Source organism: Azospirillum sp. RU38E (genome assembly GCF_900188385.1).
Lineage (GTDB): Bacteria > Pseudomonadota > Alphaproteobacteria > Azospirillales > Azospirillaceae > Niveispirillum.
The window spans coordinates 26,350-43,760 of record NZ_FZOI01000021.1; the positions used below are offsets into that span (position 1 = coordinate 26,350).

Annotated in this window: 22 protein-coding genes; 15 read left to right on the top strand and 7 right to left on the bottom strand. The window is 65.1% G+C overall.

Annotation, left to right across the window (positions count from 1 at the left end):
• The first annotated feature begins 71 nt into the window (after positions 1 to 71).
• Positions 72 to 869: an ABC transporter ATP-binding protein gene (locus CHB97_RS22420; RefSeq protein WP_089290248.1), complete on the top strand. Its 798-nt coding sequence runs from the start codon at positions 72 to 74 to the stop codon at positions 867 to 869.
• Here CHB97_RS22420 and CHB97_RS22425 read toward each other — a convergent pair whose 3' ends face one another.
• Positions 870 to 1,400 (bottom strand): invasion associated locus B family protein, encoded by a 531-nt coding sequence (locus tag CHB97_RS22425; RefSeq protein WP_089290249.1) that lies wholly within the window; start codon positions 1,398 to 1,400, stop codon positions 870 to 872.
• Between the two features lie 237 nt (positions 1,401 to 1,637).
• Here CHB97_RS22425 and CHB97_RS22430 point away from each other — a divergent pair, with 237 nt between their 5' ends.
• The 4 genes from CHB97_RS22430 (at position 1,638) to thpR (ending at position 4,623) form a co-directional block, all read left to right on the top strand.
• Positions 1,638 to 2,213 (top strand): sigma-70 family RNA polymerase sigma factor, encoded by a 576-nt coding sequence (locus CHB97_RS22430; RefSeq protein WP_244559674.1) that lies wholly within the window; start codon positions 1,638 to 1,640, stop codon positions 2,211 to 2,213.
• A complete protein-coding gene (locus CHB97_RS22435; protein WP_244559675.1) occupies positions 2,210 to 2,914 on the top strand; it encodes a ChrR family anti-sigma-E factor in 705 nt (234 codons plus the stop codon). Before CHB97_RS22430 ends, CHB97_RS22435 begins: the two co-directional genes overlap by 4 nt.
• 93 nt (positions 2,915 to 3,007) lie before the next feature.
• A complete protein-coding gene (locus tag CHB97_RS22440) occupies positions 3,008 to 4,051 on the top strand; it encodes an aldo/keto reductase (protein ID WP_089290251.1) in 1,044 nt (347 codons plus the stop codon).
• 23 nt (positions 4,052 to 4,074) lie between these two features.
• Entirely contained in the window at positions 4,075 to 4,623 is a 549-nt protein-coding gene (gene thpR, locus CHB97_RS22445) for an RNA 2',3'-cyclic phosphodiesterase (RefSeq protein ID WP_089290252.1), read from the top strand.
• Between the two features lie 8 nt (positions 4,624 to 4,631).
• On the opposite strand, the gene CHB97_RS22450 is transcribed toward thpR, so the two are convergent.
• A complete protein-coding gene (locus CHB97_RS22450; RefSeq protein WP_089290253.1) occupies positions 4,632 to 5,114 on the bottom strand; it encodes an Lrp/AsnC family transcriptional regulator in 483 nt (160 codons plus the stop codon).
• 141 nt (positions 5,115 to 5,255) lie between these two features.
• Between CHB97_RS22450 and hppD the strand changes: the two genes are divergently transcribed.
• From hppD to CHB97_RS22490, 8 genes are all read left to right on the top strand, one after another.
• Positions 5,256 to 6,374 carry a 4-hydroxyphenylpyruvate dioxygenase gene (gene hppD / locus CHB97_RS22455; RefSeq protein ID WP_244559676.1) on the top strand — a complete coding sequence of 373 codons (1,119 nt, stop codon included), beginning with the start codon at positions 5,256 to 5,258 and terminating at the stop codon, positions 6,372 to 6,374.
• Positions 6,375 to 6,833: 459 nt separating this feature from the next.
• Positions 6,834 to 7,466 carry an imidazoleglycerol-phosphate dehydratase HisB gene (gene hisB / locus CHB97_RS22460; protein WP_089290254.1) on the top strand — a complete coding sequence of 211 codons (633 nt, stop codon included), beginning with the start codon at positions 6,834 to 6,836 and terminating at the stop codon, positions 7,464 to 7,466.
• Positions 7,467 to 7,502: 36 nt separating this feature from the next.
• On the top strand, positions 7,503 to 8,153 hold the full coding sequence (hisH, locus tag CHB97_RS22465; protein WP_089290255.1) for an imidazole glycerol phosphate synthase subunit HisH: 651 nt from the start codon (positions 7,503 to 7,505) through the stop codon (positions 8,151 to 8,153).
• Positions 8,150 to 8,725, top strand: a complete 576-nt coding sequence (locus CHB97_RS22470; RefSeq protein WP_089290256.1) for a GNAT family N-acetyltransferase — start codon at positions 8,150 to 8,152, stop codon at positions 8,723 to 8,725. Before hisH ends, CHB97_RS22470 begins: the two co-directional genes overlap by 4 nt.
• Before the next feature lie 3 nt (positions 8,726 to 8,728).
• Positions 8,729 to 9,457 carry a 1-(5-phosphoribosyl)-5-[(5-phosphoribosylamino)methylideneamino]imidazole-4-carboxamide isomerase gene (hisA, locus tag CHB97_RS22475; protein WP_089290257.1) on the top strand — a complete coding sequence of 243 codons (729 nt, stop codon included), beginning with the start codon at positions 8,729 to 8,731 and terminating at the stop codon, positions 9,455 to 9,457.
• A gap of 5 nt (positions 9,458 to 9,462) precedes the next feature.
• The gene (gene hisF, locus CHB97_RS22480) at positions 9,463 to 10,236 is read left to right on the top strand and encodes an imidazole glycerol phosphate synthase subunit HisF (RefSeq protein WP_089290258.1); all 774 of its coding nucleotides are present in this window, start codon (positions 9,463 to 9,465) and stop codon (positions 10,234 to 10,236) included.
• Positions 10,237 to 10,404: 168 nt separating this feature from the next.
• Entirely contained in the window at positions 10,405 to 10,761 is a 357-nt protein-coding gene (locus tag CHB97_RS22485; RefSeq protein WP_089290310.1) for a phosphoribosyl-ATP diphosphatase, read from the top strand.
• Positions 10,762 to 10,835: 74 nt separating this feature from the next.
• On the top strand, positions 10,836 to 11,195 hold the full coding sequence (locus CHB97_RS22490; protein WP_089290259.1) for a histidine triad nucleotide-binding protein: 360 nt from the start codon (positions 10,836 to 10,838) through the stop codon (positions 11,193 to 11,195).
• Between the two features lie 119 nt (positions 11,196 to 11,314).
• On the opposite strand, the gene CHB97_RS22495 is transcribed toward CHB97_RS22490, so the two are convergent.
• The 5 genes from CHB97_RS22495 to CHB97_RS22515 form a co-directional block, all read right to left on the bottom strand.
• Positions 11,315 to 11,728 carry a tellurite resistance TerB family protein gene (locus tag CHB97_RS22495; RefSeq protein ID WP_089290260.1) on the bottom strand — a complete coding sequence of 138 codons (414 nt, stop codon included), beginning with the start codon at positions 11,726 to 11,728 and terminating at the stop codon, positions 11,315 to 11,317.
• Positions 11,729 to 11,838: 110 nt separating this feature from the next.
• Complete coding sequence (locus tag CHB97_RS22500) at positions 11,839 to 14,364, bottom strand: ATP-binding protein (RefSeq protein WP_089290261.1); 2,526 nt, start codon at positions 14,362 to 14,364, stop codon at positions 11,839 to 11,841.
• Positions 14,365 to 14,502: 138 nt separating this feature from the next.
• Entirely contained in the window at positions 14,503 to 14,961 is a 459-nt protein-coding gene (irrA, locus tag CHB97_RS22505) for an iron response transcriptional regulator IrrA (protein ID WP_089290311.1), read from the bottom strand.
• A gap of 163 nt (positions 14,962 to 15,124) precedes the next feature.
• The gene (locus CHB97_RS22510; protein ID WP_089290262.1) at positions 15,125 to 15,424 is read right to left on the bottom strand and encodes a hypothetical protein; all 300 of its coding nucleotides are present in this window, start codon (positions 15,422 to 15,424) and stop codon (positions 15,125 to 15,127) included.
• A 136-nt stretch (positions 15,425 to 15,560) separates the two neighbouring features.
• On the bottom strand, positions 15,561 to 16,208 hold the full coding sequence (locus CHB97_RS22515) for a helix-turn-helix transcriptional regulator (protein ID WP_089290263.1): 648 nt from the start codon (positions 16,206 to 16,208) through the stop codon (positions 15,561 to 15,563).
• A 115-nt stretch (positions 16,209 to 16,323) separates the two neighbouring features.
• Here CHB97_RS22515 and CHB97_RS22520 point away from each other — a divergent pair, with 115 nt between their 5' ends.
• The gene (locus tag CHB97_RS22520) at positions 16,324 to 16,704 is read left to right on the top strand and encodes a hypothetical protein (RefSeq protein WP_089290264.1); all 381 of its coding nucleotides are present in this window, start codon (positions 16,324 to 16,326) and stop codon (positions 16,702 to 16,704) included.
• Positions 16,701 to 17,408 carry a hypothetical protein gene (locus CHB97_RS26920; protein WP_244559677.1) on the top strand — a complete coding sequence of 236 codons (708 nt, stop codon included), beginning with the start codon at positions 16,701 to 16,703 and terminating at the stop codon, positions 17,406 to 17,408. The genes CHB97_RS22520 and CHB97_RS26920 overlap by 4 nt, the downstream gene beginning before the upstream one ends.
• Positions 17,409 to 17,411 lie beyond the last annotated feature (3 nt).

Sequence of the window (17,411 nt, forward strand, 5' to 3'; positions counted from 1 at the left end):
ATCGCGGCCATCATTATGGCCATTTCCCTGACCAGATTAGGGGTGTTCCCGCTTCAGGACCATCAATCTTCATGCCCAGCGACACAGACAGAGACAAAGGTCATCCGCCCCCCGCCCCGCCCGCCATCCGGGTGGAGGCACTGACAAAGAAATTCGGCCCGGTCACCGCCCTGGACCAGATCAGCTTCACCGTGCCTGCCGGCCAGACGGTGGCATTGCTGGGCGGCAATGGGGCCGGCAAGACCACCACCATTTCCATCCTGCTGGGCCTGTTGCTGCCCACATCGGGCACGGTGGAGGTGCTGGGCCATGACATGGCCAGCCAGCGTTACCGCGTGCTGCCGCGGATGAATTTCTCCAGCCCCTATGTCGATCTGCCCCACCGGCTGACGGTGACAGAGAACCTGACCGTCTATGGCCATCTCTATGGGTTGACGGGGTTGAAGGCGCGCATCGCCCGGCTGGCCGAGGAACTGGATCTCTCCCGCTTTCTGGACCGGCCATCCGGCAATCTGTCGGCCGGGCAGAAAACGCGGGTGGCCCTGGCCAAGGCCCTGATGAACGAGCCGGAATTGCTGCTGCTGGACGAGCCGACGGCCAGCCTGGACCCGGATACGGCCGACTGGATCAGAACCTATCTGGAGCGCTATCGCGCCCGCACCGGCGCCACCATCCTGCTGGCCAGCCATAACATGGCGGAGGTGGAGCGGCTGTGTGATGGCGTGCTGATGATGAAGGGCGGCCAGATCGTCGATCGCGGATCGCCGGCCGACCTGCTGGCCCGCTATGGCCGCGCCACGATGGAAGATGTGTTCCTGGACATTGCCCGCGACCGGCGCAGCGGTGACCGGATGGCAGAGGGGCGGTGATCACCGCCCTTCCGGCACCCCGCAGGCGGCGTTGATGGCCTGATAGGCGGCGGTGGCGCCGGCCAGGCTGAACGTGTCGGTGATGCGGCTGCCGCGCGCGCTGGTGCCGCGCGCCGTCATCAGCGTACCGTTGCGCAACGCCTGGGTGATGCTGCGGTCCAGCGCTGCATCGCGGGCCCAGGCGCCTTCCCCCTCTACAAACAATTTGTAGCTTTTGCCGGCGATCTGCAGCAGCGCCTCGCTGCGATCCTCAAACGGATATCCGGCGATGTAATTCACCACATCCAGGCTGTTTTCCGCCGGCCGATGGATGATCAGCAGGAAGACGTCGCCGCGCTTGGTGAAATCCCCCTCCTGCCGCTTGGGCCGGCTGACCATCCAGCAGACGGGGCCGGCGGCTTCATGCAGCATGAAGGCGTTCCAGTCACGGAAACTGCCCAGCAGGCGCGGTTCCGCCGCCTGGACGGTCCCCGCCGTCAGCAGGGCCAGGATGGACAGGGTGAGCCTTTTCTTCCAGCGTGCCGCGCGCATCGGACCTTTCTGCCTGGGTGACGGATCGGGAAGTCATTTCGGTGTAACGGAAATCAGCGGCCAAACGAAGGCAGAAAAATAAATGTGTGTGTCGGTGATCCAACGAATAGGTCCACCCGTATCAGCATTGTGATGAAACAAAGCGGCCATTATAGTCCGTGGCCACGCGGACCGCTGGACCGGGACACCGACAAGGTTGTTCCGCGTCGGCGCATGGACAGGATGACCGCCCCCGACATGGCCCAAAGCGCAGAAATTGACCGGACCAACGGCCTTTTGCTGCGCGTGGCGCGGGAACATGACCGACAGGCCTTTGTCGAACTGTTTCATCATTTCGCCCCCCGGCTGAAATCCTTCCTGTTAAAGGGCGGGGCGGATGCCGGGATGGCGGAAGAGATTGTCCAGGATGTCATGGTGACGGTCTGGCGCCGGGCCGGCAGTTTCGACCCCGCGCTTTCCGCCGCCGGCACCTGGATTTTCACCATCGCCCGCAACCGCCGCATCGACCGGCTGCGCCAGGAAAGGCGGCCGGAGATTGATCCGGACGATCCGGCCCTGGTGCCGGCCCCGGTGAATGCGGCGGATGAAGGGATGATGATCGAGGAACAGTCGGTCAGGCTGCACCGGGCAATCCGGGAACTGCCGGCCGAACAGGCGGAATTATTGAAGATGGCCTATTTCCAGGATAAGGCGCACAGCGCCATTGCGCAGGAAAGCAACCTGCCGCTGGGGACGGTGAAGTCCCGGCTGCGGCTGGCGCTGGCCCGCCTGCGCAAGGCGCTGGACCCGGCGGATCTGGGCGGAGGTGCATGATGGAACCGTTGGATCATTTCCAGGCCGCCGCGATGGCCCCTTCCCACCACCCGACAGAGGATCTGCTGCTGGCCTATGCTGCCGGCGGGCTGGATGAGGCCATGTCGCTGGTGGTGGCCACCCATCTGGCGCTCTGTCCCCACTGCCGGGCAGAGGTGACGCGGCTGGAAGCGGTGGGCGGCGCCCTGATCGACGATCTGGCCCCGGCAGCCCTGGGGGCCGGCACCCTGGATGCTGTGCTGGCCCGGCTGGATGAACCGAATATCGACCCGATTCCCCTGCCCGTGGTGCGGCGTCGCCCGGCCGGGCCGGCCCCGGTGCTGCCCGAACCGCTGCGATCCTATATTGGCGGCGATATTGACCGCATCGGCTGGTCGCGCACCATTCCCGGCCTGGAGGAGGCGGATATCGTCTGTGGTGACCGTCGCCGCAGCCGGGTGCGGATGATGCGCATCCGCGGCGGCATGGGAATGCCGCGCCATACCCACCATGGCAATGAACTGACCCTGGTGCTGGCTGGCGGTTTTGCCGATGAAACGGGGCATTTCCTGCGCGGCGATCTGGCCGTCACCGACCCCAGTATCGATCATCGCCCGGTGGCCGATGATGATGGCGACTGTATCTGTCTGGCGGTGACAGATGCGCCGCTGCGCCTGACCGGGCGGTTCCTGCGGCTGCTGAACCCGTTTCTGCGCCTGTGATGGGGATCGCGGCACCGGCTGAAAATAAAGGTTAAAAGACCGGCCTTCTTGCCCCTATGGTGGGGCAATTTCATTCGTGCAGGGAATTGGCCGATGGATCATCGCACGCTGGGCCGCACCGATCTGCGGGTACCGTCAATCTGCCTGGGCACCATGACCTGGGGCCGCCAGAACACAGAGGCCGAAGGCTTCGCCCAGATGGAACTGGCGCTGGATCACGGGCTGACCTTCTGGGACACGGCGGAAATGTATTCCGCCCCGCCGACGCCGGAAACCTATGGCCGGACGGAAGAAATCATCGGTAACTGGTTTGCCCGCACCGGTCGGCGCAAGGATGTGGTGCTGGCCAGCAAGGTGGTGGGCAATACCGATGGTGGCTTTCCCTATATACGGGGCGGCAAGGCGCGGGCTGACCGCGCCAATATCAATGCCGCCATCGAGGCCAGCCTGAAACGGCTGCGCACCGATTATCTGGACCTGTACCAGCTGCATTGGCCCGACCGGAAGGCCGACCGGTTCGGCCGCATCGTCGAACATCCGGCCGCCGAACCGGGCGAGGTGCCGATTGAGGAGACGCTGGCCGCCCTGTCCGATCTGGTGCGCCAGGGCAAGGTGCGCCATATCGGCCTGTCGAATGAGACGCCCTGGGGCGTGATGCGCTTCATCATGGCGGCTGAACGGCTGGGGCTGGAACGCGTCGTCTCCATCCAGAACCCGTACAGCCTGCTGAACCGCAGTTTCGAAGCGGGCCTCAGCGAAGTGGCCCTGCGCGAAGATGTGGGGCTGCTGGCCTATTCGCCGCTGGCCGGCGGCACGCTGACGGGCAAATATCTGAATGGCGCTATCCCCGCCGGTTCCCGCCGCTCCATTGATGATCGCCGCTCCCGCTATGACAATCCGCGCGGGGAGGCGGCGACGCTGGCCTATCTGGACATTGCCCGCCGCCATGGGCTGGACCCGGCGCAGATGGCCATCGCCTTCACCCTGACCAAGCGGTTCGTCACCAGCAGCATCATCGGCGCCACCAGCATCGAACAGTTGCGTATCGCCATCGGGGCCGGCGACATCACCCTGTCGGCGGAACTGCTGGCGGAACTGGATCAGGTGCAGGCCGCCAACCCCAACCCCTGTCTGTAATCGTCCGGGCTGGGGGCATTCACATGCTGCGCCTGTTTGTCGGCATTGCGATGCCGGAAGTCATTTGCGACGGGCTGGCCCGGCGGGCCGCCGGCCTGCCCGGTGCGCGCTGGGTGGCACCGGAAAACTACCATCTCACCCTGCGCTATATTGGGGAGGTGGATGAAGGCACGGCGCAGGATGTGGATGCGGCCCTTGATCTGGTGGTGGCCCCGGAATTTACGCTGACACTGGATGGTGTCGGCAGTTTCGGCCAGGGCCACCGCCAGCACGCCCTTTGGGCGGGGGTGGCCCCTTCCGACCCGCTGCTGCACCTGCAGGCCAAGGTGGAATCCGCCCTGGTCCGCGCCGGGCTGCCGCCGGAGGAGCGCAAATTCAGCCCCCATGTCACCCTGGCCTATCTGAAGGAAACTCCGGCCACCCGGCTGGGGCTCTATATGGAAACCCATGGGCTGCTGCGGGAAGGGCCGTTCCCGGTGGACCGTTTCACCCTGTATGAAAGTGTGCGGGGTTCATCGGGGGTGACATATCACCCGTTGCAGGATTACCCGCTGGGCGGCTGGCGGCCTTAACGCTGTTTTCACCCCACACCAGGGCGTGGCAAGGGCAGGTTGGTGGAATGTTTCACCACATCCAGCACGAAGCTGGATTTCACCTCCTTCACCCCCTTGATCGACAGCAGCTTGCGCATGGAGAGATCGGCGAACGCGTCCAGATCCTCCACCACCACCTGCAGCAGATAATCCATCGTCCCCGTCATCACGAAGCAGGACACCACCTCCGGCAGCAGCAGGATGCCGCGCCGGAAATCGGCGTCCCCTTCGGCATTCTGGTCGATCTTCACCTCGACAAAGGCCACCACCCCCATGCCCAGCTTCCGCCGGTCCAGGATGGCGGTATAGCCCTGGATGAAGCCTTTCTCCTCCAGATCGCGCACCCGGCGCAGGCAGGGGCTGGGGGACAGGCCCACCTGTTCGGCCAGATCGACATTGGAAAGCCGGCCATTGCGCTGCAACGCAGCAAGTATGCGGATATCTGCCGCGTCCAATCCGCTTTCCTTCATCTTCCGCCCCATTTGAAAGTTTTCGCGCAATTTGTCACCGCAGAATGCGCCTTTCCGCCCGCACTTCGCAAGGACATGCCCCGCGACTTATCGTATCATCTGAAACAATTCCAGGAGCGAACCAGAGAACGGGAGGCGGCGATGGTGGATGGCGGCATGAATGCGCGGGTGGAGAACGGCAAGCTGGTGGGTAACCTGTGGGACAACCCCATGGGCACCGACGGGTTTGAGTTTGTTGAATATACCGCCCCCGATGTGGCGGCGCTGGAAGCGCTGTTCGTTACGCTGGGCTTCACCAAGGTGGCCACCCACCGGTCCAAGAAGGTCAGCCTGTTCCGCCAGGGCGATATCAATTTCATCGTCAATGGGGAGCCGGAAAGCCTGGCCCAGCAATTTGCCCGTGCCCATGGGCCCAGCGCCTGCGCCATGGCCTTCCGGGTCAAGGATGCCGCCTTCGCCCATCGCCGCGCCCTGGAACTGGGCGCGCGGGAGGTGAAGGGCGCCATCGGCCCGATGGAGCTGAACATCCCCGCCATTGAAGGCATCGGCGGCAGCCTGATCTATCTGGTGGACCGGTATCAAAGCCCGGCATCAATCTATGATATCGACTTCGTGCCGGTAGAGGGGGCCGAACAGCACCCCACCGGCTGTGGCCTGACGCTGGTGGACCACCTGACCCACAATGTCCATCGCGGCCGCATGGACCATTGGTTCGATTTCTACAACAAGCTCTTCAATTTCCAGCAGATCCGCTATTTCGACATTGAAGGCAAGCTGACCGGCCTGAAAAGCCGGGCGCTGACCGCACCCTGCGGCAAGATCCGCATCCCGATCAACGAAAGTGCCGGCGTGGAAGGCCGCGTCGACCAGATCGAGGAATATCTGCGCGAGTACAAGGGCGAAGGTATCCAGCATATCGCGCTGGCCACCGACGATATCATCAAGACCTATGATGCGCTGAAGGCGAACGGCATCACGTTCATGACCCCGCCGCCGGCCGCCTATTACGACATGCTGGCAGAACGACTGCCCGGCCATGGCCAGCCGACGGAAGAATTGCGCCAGCGCGGCATTCTGCTGGATGGCGCACCGGGGGGTGGGCTGCTGCTGCAGATCTTCACCGCCACGGTGATCGGCCCGATCTTCTTTGAGATCATCCAGCGCAAGGGCGATGACGGCTTCGGCGAAGGCAATTTCCGCGCCCTGTTCGAAAGCATCGAACGTGACCAGCTGGAACGCGGTGTGCTGAAGGCGGATTGATCGGGCCTGTTTTAACCAGCCATCGCGGGAGAGGGTGATATCCCGTTGCGACCGCCACCGCGCGGCCCATGCCACGTAGCCAACCGATTGAGCGGCACGAAAGGTTGACCTTTAGGCGGGTTGGAGGCCGGCGACCGCCGGCCCGCCGCTTGGTAGCGGCGCAAGCCAAGGGCGCGGATGCGCCCGCCCGGCACCTGAGGGAACGCAAAATCTCCCTTGATCGGTCACGATCAAGGGAGATTGGTATCAGGTGGTGCAAGACATTTGCGTGTCGCGGGGATGGCCCCGCGTGGGTGGGCGCGCATGATCTCACGTCCAGCTGTTCTTTCCCGCAACCTCTCCCCACCGCGCAAGCAACGATCTTTCCATCCGGCAAGCCCGCTTTTCACGCGCAGGGGCCGGTTCTGCCTTGCAATCAGGTGGGGTGACAGCGGCCGTTGCGCTTGATACGACACCATCATGTCGAACGCGACCGTCACCCCCGCCAGCGCTCCGCGCCGTGCCGTTGTTGAACGCACGACGAAGGAGACCCGTATCCGCGTCGCCGTCAACCTGGACGGCACCGGACAGTACAAGGTTTCCACCGGCATTGGTTTTCTGGACCATATGCTGGAACAGCTCTCCCGCCATTCGCTGATGGATCTGGAGGTGGAGGCCGAGGGCGACCTGCATATCGATTTCCACCACACCACCGAAGATAGCGGCATCGCCATCGGTGAGGCGGTGATGAAGGCGCTGGGCGACCGTAAAGGCATCCAGCGCTATGGCGACGCGCTGATCCCGATGGATGAGACGCTGACCCGCGTGGCCATCGACCTGTCCAACCGGCCCTATCTGATCTGGAAGGTCAATTTCACCCGCGACAAGCTGGGGGACATGGATACCGAACTGTTCAAGGAATGGTTCCAGGCCTTTGCCCAGGCGGCGGGTGCCACGCTGCATGTCGAAAACCTGTATGGTGAGAATAATCACCATATTGTGGAGAGCTGCTACAAGGCGCTGGCGCGTGCCTTCCGTGCCGCGGTCGAGATTGACCCGCGCAAGGCCGACGCCGTTCCCTCCACCAAGGGCGTGCTGGGCGGGTCGCTGTAACCCCGTTCCCATGCCGGTTCGATGAAGGCGTACCCGATGACCGAAACCGTCGCCCTGATCGACTATGGTTCCGGCAACCTGCGTTCCGCCGCCAAGGCGTTGGAACGTGCGGCGGCCGATGCCAGGCTGGATAGCCGTATCCTGGTTACCGCCGATCCCGCCAATGTGGGCAAGGCTGACCGGGTGGTGCTGCCCGGCGTGGGTGCCTTCGGCGATTGCCGCGCCGGGCTGGATGCGGTGCCGGGCATGGTGTCTGCCCTGTATGAGGCGGTGATCGTGCATGGCCGGCCCTTCCTGGGCATCTGTGTCGGGATGCAGTTGCTGGCCAAGCTGGGCCGCGAACATGGCGACCATGCCGGTCTGGGCTGGCTGGATGCGGAGGTGGGGCCGCTGGCCCCCAGCGATCCGGCGCTGAAAATCCCGCATATGGGCTGGAATGAACTGCACCTGCAGGCCCCCGCCCATCCGGTGCTGGCCGGACTGGCGGAGGGGACGCACGCCTATTTCGTGCATTCCTATGCCATGCGAGTGGCGGACCCGGCGCAGGTGCTGGCCACCTGTGATTATGGCGGGCCGTTCACCGCCATTGTCGGGCGGGATAATATTGTCGGCACCCAGTTCCACCCGGAAAAAAGCCAGCAGGCCGGCCTGACCTTGATCGCCAATTTCCTGCGTTGGCGGCCATGAGCGACAGCACAGCCCCCAAAACCGCCACCAGCGTCGAACAGGTCACGGAATTCCGCCGCGTCGACCTGATGGACCTGTATGACGCCACCGAAGCCGCCATCCTGGATGGCGGCGGGTTCGGCTGGGTCATGCCGCCGGAACGCGATGTGCAGGAACGCTATTGGAAGGGCGTGCTGGCCGTGCCGGAACGCAGCCTGTTCATTGGCCGGCTGGATGGTATTGTCGCCGGGTCGGCCCAACTGGTGCGCCCAACCCGCAATAATGAGGCGCAGAGCTTTGCCTGCAGCCTGACCACCTCCTTCGTCGCCCCCTGGGCGCGCGGCCATGGGCTGGCGCGCAAGCTGACCCAGGCGGTGATCGATCAGGCGACCAAGGAAGGTTTCCGGCTGCTGAACCTGGACGTGCGCGACACCCAGCACAGCGCCATCCGGCTTTACGAGAAGATGGGCTTCATCCGGTGGGGCACGCACCCGCATTATGCCCGCGCCATGGGCCGCGATATCAGCGGCCATTTCTATTACAAAACCTTGGAACAGCAGGGGGACGGGGAAAACCCGTCCGGGGAGCGCTAAGCCATGATCCTTTTTCCCGCCATCGACCTGAAGGACGGCAATGCCGTGCGCCTGCTGCGCGGTGAGATGGAACAGGCCACCATCTTCAATGCCGATCCGGCCGCCCAAGCGGAAAGCTTCGCCGCCCAGGGCTATGAATGGCTGCATCTGGTGGATTTGAACGGCGCCTTTGCCGGCAAGCCCGTCAATGGCGCGGCGGTGGAGGCCATCCTGTCCCGCGTCTCCCTGCCGGCGCAGCTAGGCGGTGGCATCCGCGACATGGCCACCATTGACTATTGGCTGTCGCGCGGCATTGCGCGGGTCATCCTGGGCACCGTGGCGGTGAAGAATCCGGCCCTGGTGAAGGAAGCCTGCAAGACCTTCCCCGGCAAGGTGGCCGTGGGTATCGATGCCCGCAACGGCTATGTCGCCGTGGAAGGCTGGGCAGAGACCAGCGAGCTGAAGGCGCTGGATCTGGCGCTGAAGTTTGAGGATTGCGGCGTAGCCGCCATCATCTACACCGATATTGACCGCGACGGCGCCATGGGGGGGGTGAATGTGGAATCCACCGCCGATCTGGCCAGCCACCTGACCACGCCGGTCATCGCGTCCGGCGGTGTCTCCTCCATCGCCGATCTGGCGGCGCTGAAGGAGGTGGAGGAGACCGGCATCATCGGCGTGATTTCCGGCCGCGCGCTCTATGATGGCCGCATCGATCCGGCGGCAGCGCTTGCCCTGCTGCGCGGGGAGTAAGGCCGATGCTAAAGGCCCGCATCATCCCCTGTCTGGACGTGAAGGACGGGCGCGTCGTCAAGGGCGTGAATTTCGTCGATCTGATCGATGCCGGCGATCCGGTGGAACAGGCCCGCGCCTATGATGCCGCCGGTGCGGACGAGCTGACCTTCCTGGACATCACCGCCAGTTCCGATAACCGCGACACCATCTATGACGTGGTGCGCCGCACCGCCGAACAGGTCTTCATGCCGCTGACCGTGGGTGGTGGGGTGCGGGTGGTGGAAGATATCCGCAAGCTGCTGCTGGCCGGGGCCGACAAGGTGTCGATCAACACCGCCGCCGTCCACCGCCCGGAATTTGTGCGCGAAGCGGCGCAGAAATTCGGGGCCCAGTGCATCGTGGTGGCCATTGATGCCAAATCGGTGGAGCCGGGGCCCAACGGGGAACCGCGCTGGGAGATTTTCACCCATGGCGGGCGCAACCGCACCGGGCTGGATGCGGTGGAATGGGCCAAGCGCATGGCCGAATATGGCGCGGGCGAAATCCTGCTCACCTCCATGGACCGGGACGGCACCAAGCAGGGCTTCAATCTGCCCCTGACGCGGGCGGTGGCCGATGCGGTCAGCATCCCGGTCATCGCATCCGGCGGCGTGGGCAACCTGGATCATCTGGTGGAAGGGGTGAGGCAGGGCCATGCCTCGGCCGTGCTGGCCGCCAGCATCTTCCATTTCGGCACCTATTCCATCCGCCAGGCCAAGGAACATATGGCCGCGGCAGGCATCCCGGTACGGCTGTGATACCAAGAGCCATGAATCATGACTCTTGGTATTTATAAGTTCCCTCAAGTGCCGGACGGCGGCATCCGCCGCCTTGGCTCACGCGGGCACGGTACCCGCGGGCCAGCAGTCGCTGGCCTCCAAGGGGCATGAGACATGCCCCTTGGCATAAGCAGAATGGAAAACACCATGGCAAGCAGCAAGGATAAGCCGGTGAATGGCGGCGGTGCCGCTGTGCTGGATGAGGTTTATCAGACCATCCTGGAACGCCGGGGCGGCGACCCGGAAAGCTCCCACACCGCGCGCCTGTTCGCGCGTGGCCGCGCCAAGATCGCCCAGAAGGTGGGTGAGGAAGCCGTGGAAGCCGTGATTGAGGCGATGCGCGGCGACAAGGACAAGCTGGCCGACGAATCCGCCGATCTGCTGTACCATCTGCTGGTGTTGTGGGCCGATGCCGGGCTGGAACCGGCGCAGGTCTATGGCATCCTGGAAGGGCGCAAAGGCATCAGTGGCATTGCGGAAAAGAAAAGCCGCAAGCCCGCCTGAGGGGCGGTGACGCCAAACCCGGTCTTCGCCATAGTGGGCGGGAATAACAGCGCTTCAGCGGAAGGATATGCCCCTTGATCTATGATCGCAGCAACATCTTCGCCCGCATCCTGCGGGGGGAAATCCCCTGCAAGAAGGTCTATGAAGACCCCTATGCGCTGGCTTTCCACGATATCAACCCGCAGGCCCCCACCCATATTCTGGTGATCCCCAAGGGGCCCTTCTGCTCCTTCGCGGACTTCAGCGCCCAGGCGACGGAACAGGAAATTACCGGCTTCATCCGCGCCGTCGGGCTGGTGGCCCGCCAAGCCGGGCTGGATGACAGCGGCTATCGCCTGCTGGCCAATCACGGGCCGGACAGCCACCAGGAAGTGCCGCATTTCCATGTGCATATTGCCGGCGGCCGCCCGCTGGGGAAGATGCTGGCCAGCTGAATATCTTTACTTCTGTCACCCTGGCAGCCCCATGTTGCCAGGGTGATTTTGCATAATGCCATGGTACCGGAAAGCCCGCCCCTGTCCGGGGAAACGACGTCTGTCACCGGAACGTAGCATCAGGCCCCCGGTGCCGCCGTATGGCGGGCGCGGGCGCCGCGTTCCAGGGCAGCGGCGGTCAGCCGGTCCACCTCCAGCCGGTGGCGCAGCATCTCCAGCATCCGCAATTCCTCCTGGCTGGCGGTGCGGTCGGCGGCCACCACCTCGCAGGCCAGCATATAGGCGGTCTCCCGCAGCGGCTTGCCCAGGGTCTGGCGGATGATATCGATCGTCTGGTCCAGACCGTCGGCCCCGGCCAGCAGCTCGGTGCATTCGCGCGCCACCGTCGGCAGATGATCCGCCGAAAAACCCTGGAAGGCCGGCAGGGAGCGCACATTCTCCCCGATGGTCATCAGTTCGGCATCCGTCATGTCGCCATCGGCGGCCGAGGCCAGAACCATGGCATAGATAAGCGCGCGGCAATGATCGATCATGCTGTGTTCCCTGCGATGGTGCAAAAACTTGAAATGGACAGCACCCCCGGCACCTTGCCGCCCCGGTTCCACGGATGCCAGCCGCCAGGGGGGTTACCCCTTCCGGCCTGTCACCGCATGGGCAGGGGAAGCGGCAGGCCGGTGCCGGCTTCTGTCCAGACGATGCGGGCGGGCGGCAGGTTGACGGTGACGGTGGTGCCCTCACCAAACACGCTGTCAATGGTCAGCCGGCCGCCATGCAGCTCCGTCAGCCCCTTGGACAGGGTCAACCCCAGCCCGGTGCCGGGGTTGGAGCGGGCATAGACATTATCAACCTGATGGAAGGGCACGAAGACCTTGGCCAGATCGTCGGGCTTGATGCCGATGCCGGTATCGCTGACCGCCACGCTGACACCCCGCGCCGGGTCCACCCCGGCGACCAGCTTTACCGTACCGCCGGGGGCGGTGAATTTCACGGCGTTGGAGAGCAGGTTCAGCACGATCTGCTTGAACTTCACATCATCCACCAGGATGGGCGGCATCCCTTCCGCCACCTGCACCACCAGATTAAGGCGGCGTTCCATGGCGCGGGCACGCACGATGCGTTCACAGCCGCGCACCAGTTCCTCCACCCCGCAGATGCGCTCCCGCAGTTCCACCCGCCCCGCCTCCATCTTGGAGACGTCCAGGATGTCGTTGATCAGCGTCAGCAGATGGCGGCCCGACGCGATGATATCGCCGGCATAGGCGGATGTGGCCATGGGTTTGCCCACCGCCTCTGCGCTTTGCAGTTCGCTTTCCAGCACCTCCGCGAAACCAATGATGGCGTTCAGCGGGGTGCGCAGCTCATGGCTCATATTGGCCAGGAATTCCGTCTTGGTGCGGCTGCCCAGTTCAGCCTGCGCCTTGGCCTGTTCCAGCTGTTCGGCCGCCCGCCGGCTGGAAATGGTCAGGGAGGCCAGCTGCACCGCCCGGCGCGCCCGCTCCATCTCCCAATCCTTCGGTTCCCGCACCTGCCGGCCATAGATGGCAAAGGCGCCCAGCGCCTCCCCCTCCGCCGTCAGGATGGGCAGCGACCAGCAGGAGCACAGCCCATGCGGCAGCACGATATGCTTGAACTTCTCCCAGCGCGGATCGTTTTCCACATCGGTGACGATGACGGGTACACGGCGATAGATGGCGGTGCCGCAGGAACCCACCTCCGGGCCGATGGCGATCCCTTCATAGGCAGCCGCGATCTCCGCCGGCATGTTGGGTGCGGCCGCCACCGTGACATGCAGCCCATCTTCGCGCAGCAGCAAAATTGAACAGAGCGCATCATCCAGCTGCTGTTCCATGCCCCGGCACAGGGCCGCCAGAATCTCCTCCAAGGGCGCGCTGGCGGCCGCCATCTCCAGAATGCCGCGCTCCACCGTCAATTGCCGCTCCATGCGGCGACGTTCGCGGTTTTCCGTCTGCAGCTGGCGGGCATTTTCCTTGAACACGGCCACCGCTGCCGCCATGGCCCGCAATTCGCGGCTGAACAGTTTTTCCGGCAGCGGGGCCGACAGGTCGCCGCCGGCCACCGCCCGCATGGCGCTGGTCATGTTCTGAATGGGCAGCAGCACGCGCCGGCGGATCAAATGCATGGCCACCAGCAGGGCCAGAATGGCCAGCACCAGCTCGACCCCGTTGAGCCAGAGGCGCTGGCGGGCGGCGGCCTTGGCCTGGTCGGTGGCCTCTGTCGCCACATTGATGGCGGCGGCAATCAGGTCGCCCGAGGCGTTCAGCACGCCCGTGCCCGTGCGCATCAATTCCGGCAGGCGTGCCCGCTCCGCCCCCACCCCTTCCCCTGGCTGCGCCGCCCCCAGCAGCGCGCGGCGCAGCGGGAGATAGCGCTGGAACAGGGCCGTCTCCGTCTGGCTGACCGCTAGACGGACCGGATCGGGCAGGGAGGCAGCGCCAGCCGCCTCCCGCAGGTTGCGCCAGGAAAGCTCCAGCCAGGCCATGCGGGAGATGCTCTGGTCCGGATCGAACTTCTCCCCCATCATGGTCAGGCGGTAGAGCATCCCCATATCGGCGCCGGCAACCTGGCGCAGCTTGATGGCCTCGCGCACCAGCATCTCTGCCGCACCGGCCGCACCGCCGACCGAAAGGGAGGGGCGGTTGATTTCGCGCAGCAAGGTCAACAGGGCGGCCGACTGGCTCTGCGTTGCGTCCTGCCATTCTGCCAGGGAGAGCGGATTTTCCCGCTCCGCCGCGTCCGCCTCCCCCGAAAGCCGGCGTTCCATGCGCGGGCGCACCTCCCGCAGCCGCGTGGTGGCGACCTGAAGGGAGGCCACATCCTCGGCCAGTGATTCCTCCACATGGACCCGGCGCAACCCGGCCAGCGCGGCTTCCACGGCGGCATCCGATTCCCGCCGGTGCCGCGCGATCTGCTGATGCAGGTCCGCCTGGGGCACGCCCGGCACATGGGCCGATTCCAGCAGCAGATTGACCAGCCCGGTTTCAATGGCATGGTCGCGGGCCGCCACCAGCAGCTGCTGGCTGACCTGCTTCAGCCCCGCAATCTCCCGTGCAGCGGCATAGTCCCGCCAGCCGGACCGCAGATCGACCGCCGTTCCAGCAAGCTGAACGCCCGCCAGCAAGGCAAGGCCGCCCATCAGGACTTTGCGCATAAAGTCTCCCGCCCCGGCGCCGGCTGGCGCCGGTGAGGTTCAATCATGAACCTCACTCTACGTTTCCGGGTGACGCTCCGCAACGATGCAGGCGGCATCGGCGCGGGTGGCAATCCCGATTACAGCGCCAAAAATATATCAATCACCATCGGTCAGGCGGATGATGACATCGATTCGGGCGATCCGGGCGCCGGCAGGCAGACCGGGAATGCCGGCCACCTGCAGCTGACGGCCGCAAATATCCTGCAGCTGGCCGCTGCTTTCATGGAAGAAATGATGGTGGTCGTCGATATTGGTGTCGAAATAGGCGCGCCCGGCCTCCACCACCACTTCGCGCAGCAGCCCGGCCTGCCGGAACTGGTTCAGCGTATTATAGACCGTGGCCAGGGAGACTTGCATCCGCGCTTCCAGCGCTTCCCCATGCAGCTGTTCGGCCGTGACATGGCGGTGCCCGGCATCAAACAGCAGCTTGGCCAGGGCCAGCCGCTGGCGGGTGGGCCGCAGCCCGGCATCCGCCAGACGGGCGGCCGTAGCGGCGCAGCAGCGATCCGGGGGGTGTGAGCAAAAATCGTCGGACGGGTCGAAAGGCGCGGTCATATCTGCCATGCGGTGGGGGTGGGCCGTTTCATGGAAGCAGTGTGATCGCCGTCATTTGGCGCAGAAGAGCAGGCTTGGCAAGGGGGCGCCTGATCTAGCACATCTGCTGTGCAGCACCAGGGGCCACCCGCCCAGCACCGTCGCCCCTTCGGCGCAACCACCCTCAGCCCTGCACCCCCACGGCATCGGTCCGCAGCCGCGCCAGATCGGCCACCAGCCGGGCCAGCCAGCGGTCACGCCGGCATTGCTGACGCGTCAGCAGGGCGCGCCGGCGCACCACCGCCAGCCGCGCCGCGCCATATTGTTCCACTGCCCGCCGCTGTGCCGCCTCCGCCCGCAGGGCTTCCAGGGCGGCCGGCCCGCCGGCCAGCGCCTCCTGCCGGGTGCGCCAGGGCGGGCGCCCGTCATAGAAACTGTGTAGCGGTCCCAGCGGATCACCCGTCTGTTCACATCCCGGCGGCATGGCCCGGCCCTTCCCATCCTGTCGGCAGCGACAGGATCAGCTCTAACGGGAGGGGAGGTGATTGTAAAGGATTTTTATCCTAGGATTATCTTGGACGATTATTGAATGCCTACCTGTGTGTGCATTCACCCGGCCGCTATTGGCTGGCCCAGAGGATGCGGGCGATCCAGGCGACCTCCCCCATGGCCAGGCTGCGGTCGGGATGCGCCTTGTTCAGGGAGACCAGATCAATACGGTTGGCGGTCTGGCGCAACAGCTGCTTGGCCATCACCTCCCCCTCCCGCGTGCGCACCACCACCCGGTCGCCGCGCCGCAGCGTTTCAGCCGGGGAGACGATGATGATATCGCCGTCACGATAGACCGGTTCCATGCTGTCGCCGGAAATTTCCAGCGCATAGGCCCGCTCATCGGCGACATGGGGGAATTCCAGCTCGTCCCAGCCATTGCCGACCGGATAACCGGCATCATCGAAATAGCCCTGGTTACCGGCCTGGGCATAGCCGATCACCGGGATACGGCGCAGCACCGCGGCCGGCGGCGCGCCGGCCGTGCTGACCCCGTCCGCCATGCCGACAAAATCGGTGAAGCTGCTGCCCGTCGCTTCCAGCACCTTGGCGATGCTTTCCGTGGACGGCCAGCGCAGCTTGCCATCCGGCGTCGTGCGCTTGGACTTGTTAAAGGTGGTCGGGTCCAAACCGCCGCGTTTAGCCAGCCCGGATGCCGAGAGGCCGTGCCGCTGCGCCAGCTGGTCAATGGCCTGCCATATGTCTGAATGCTTGAGCATGGGAGAAATATCCCATAATCCGTCAGAAACGTCCCTAGGATGATTTTCACATATCCCTTGACGAAAGGCGTTCCGAATTAGATAAAGGATCAAATTCCTCGAAATAGGTGACGATATGCCCCTCACCGCCCCCACCACCGCAACCCCGCGCCGGCGGAATGACACCCCACCCAACACCATCCCCTTCCCGGATACGACCGAGGCCTGGTTCTGGACCATGCAGGCCCATAAGGCCCTGCTGGAGGGCGCGCGGGTGCGCGCCGGTCAGGCGCTGCTGCCCCGCCCCTGCGAGCCGGGGGATATCCTGAAGGTGGTGGAACGGCTCTACCGCCAGGGTCGGCTGCGGCATGAGCATGTACAGGTGCTGGCCCGCTATGGCCAGCAGATGCTAGCCCCAGAACGTGACCGGGCACGTGAGGCGGCGGACTGGTTCCTATGGCAGGAGGCGCTGGGTCGCATGGAACCGATCTTGCGCGACAAGGGGATCATCCTGTGACCGGCCCGCCAGACCCGCCGCCCACCCCCGCCCTGGTGGTGTTCTGCGGCGACAGCGAACTGCCTTTGCTGCGCCTGTTGCGACCGGGGTTCCGCCATGTCTTCGCCCTGTTGCCCATCCCGGCAGCGGGGCCGGAACCGGATGGCTGGATCAGCATCGACCCGCTGATCGACCGGATGGAGCTGGCCCGGCACCCGCCCTGCCCCGCTTCAGAACTGGCCGACTGGTTCCGCCGCCAGGGGCTGATCACCCTGAATTTTTTCCCAACGCCTGCGCTCCCTCGGCGCGCCATCCCCTGGGCCCCGCCGCTGGCCCCCTTCACCTGTGTGGAGGTGGTGAAGCGCCTGCTGGGCCTGCGCGCACCCTGGGTGCTGACCCCCTATCAGCTTTACCGCCATCTGGGCGGCCGGCTGCCGCCCCGCCCCCTGTCCCGGAGCATGGAAATGGCCCGAATCGTCTCTTCCGGCAAATCTGCCGCCACACCTGCCCCTGTCACCCTGCCCACCAGCCCCGCTCCGCTGCAACCCGCCGCCCCGGCCCCCGCCAATCCAGGCCCCACAGGGGCCGATGCGGCGCCGACGGCGGCGGAAACCAGCCTGCTGCGACGCAGCGCCGGGCGGGCGGGGACCATCGCCACCGGCTGGCGCGGCCTTCTGCTGCCCAGCGGCCTGGGCACCGCCCGCAAGAACCTGCTGGGGGAATGACCC

Bases quoted from the DNA above. Each gene is read 5' to 3' on its own strand.
- CHB97_RS22520 (WP_089290264.1), top strand. From the start codon at position 16,324: ATGCCCCTCACCGCCCCCACCACCGCAACCCCGCGCCGGCGGAATGAC.
- CHB97_RS22440 (WP_089290251.1), top strand. From the start codon at position 3,008: ATGGATCATCGCACGCTGGGCCGCACCGATCTGCGGGTACCGTCAATC.
- CHB97_RS22500 (WP_089290261.1), bottom strand. From the start codon at position 14,364: ATGCGCAAAGTCCTGATGGGCGGCCTTGCCTTGCTGGCGGGCGTTCAG.
- irrA (WP_089290311.1), bottom strand. From the start codon at position 14,961: ATGACCGCGCCTTTCGACCCGTCCGACGATTTTTGCTCACACCCCCCG.
- CHB97_RS22510 (WP_089290262.1), bottom strand. From the start codon at position 15,424: ATGCCGCCGGGATGTGAACAGACGGGTGATCCGCTGGGACCGCTACAC.
- hisB (WP_089290254.1), top strand. From the start codon at position 6,834: ATGTCGAACGCGACCGTCACCCCCGCCAGCGCTCCGCGCCGTGCCGTT.
- CHB97_RS22470 (WP_089290256.1), top strand. From the start codon at position 8,150: ATGAGCGACAGCACAGCCCCCAAAACCGCCACCAGCGTCGAACAGGTC.
- CHB97_RS22435 (WP_244559675.1), top strand. From the start codon at position 2,210: ATGATGGAACCGTTGGATCATTTCCAGGCCGCCGCGATGGCCCCTTCC.
- hisA (WP_089290257.1), top strand. From the start codon at position 8,729: ATGATCCTTTTTCCCGCCATCGACCTGAAGGACGGCAATGCCGTGCGC.
- CHB97_RS22450 (WP_089290253.1), bottom strand. From the start codon at position 5,114: ATGAAGGAAAGCGGATTGGACGCGGCAGATATCCGCATACTTGCTGCG.
- CHB97_RS22485 (WP_089290310.1), top strand. From the start codon at position 10,405: ATGGCAAGCAGCAAGGATAAGCCGGTGAATGGCGGCGGTGCCGCTGTG.
- hisF (WP_089290258.1), top strand. From the start codon at position 9,463: ATGCTAAAGGCCCGCATCATCCCCTGTCTGGACGTGAAGGACGGGCGC.
- CHB97_RS22515 (WP_089290263.1), bottom strand. From the start codon at position 16,208: ATGCTCAAGCATTCAGACATATGGCAGGCCATTGACCAGCTGGCGCAG.
- hppD (WP_244559676.1), top strand. From the start codon at position 5,256: ATGGTGGATGGCGGCATGAATGCGCGGGTGGAGAACGGCAAGCTGGTG.
- CHB97_RS22495 (WP_089290260.1), bottom strand. From the start codon at position 11,728: ATGATCGATCATTGCCGCGCGCTTATCTATGCCATGGTTCTGGCCTCG.
- hisH (WP_089290255.1), top strand. From the start codon at position 7,503: ATGACCGAAACCGTCGCCCTGATCGACTATGGTTCCGGCAACCTGCGT.
- CHB97_RS22425 (WP_089290249.1), bottom strand. From the start codon at position 1,400: ATGCGCGCGGCACGCTGGAAGAAAAGGCTCACCCTGTCCATCCTGGCC.
- thpR (WP_089290252.1), top strand. From the start codon at position 4,075: ATGCTGCGCCTGTTTGTCGGCATTGCGATGCCGGAAGTCATTTGCGAC.
- CHB97_RS22430 (WP_244559674.1), top strand. From the start codon at position 1,638: ATGGCCCAAAGCGCAGAAATTGACCGGACCAACGGCCTTTTGCTGCGC.
- CHB97_RS22420 (WP_089290248.1), top strand. From the start codon at position 72: ATGCCCAGCGACACAGACAGAGACAAAGGTCATCCGCCCCCCGCCCCG.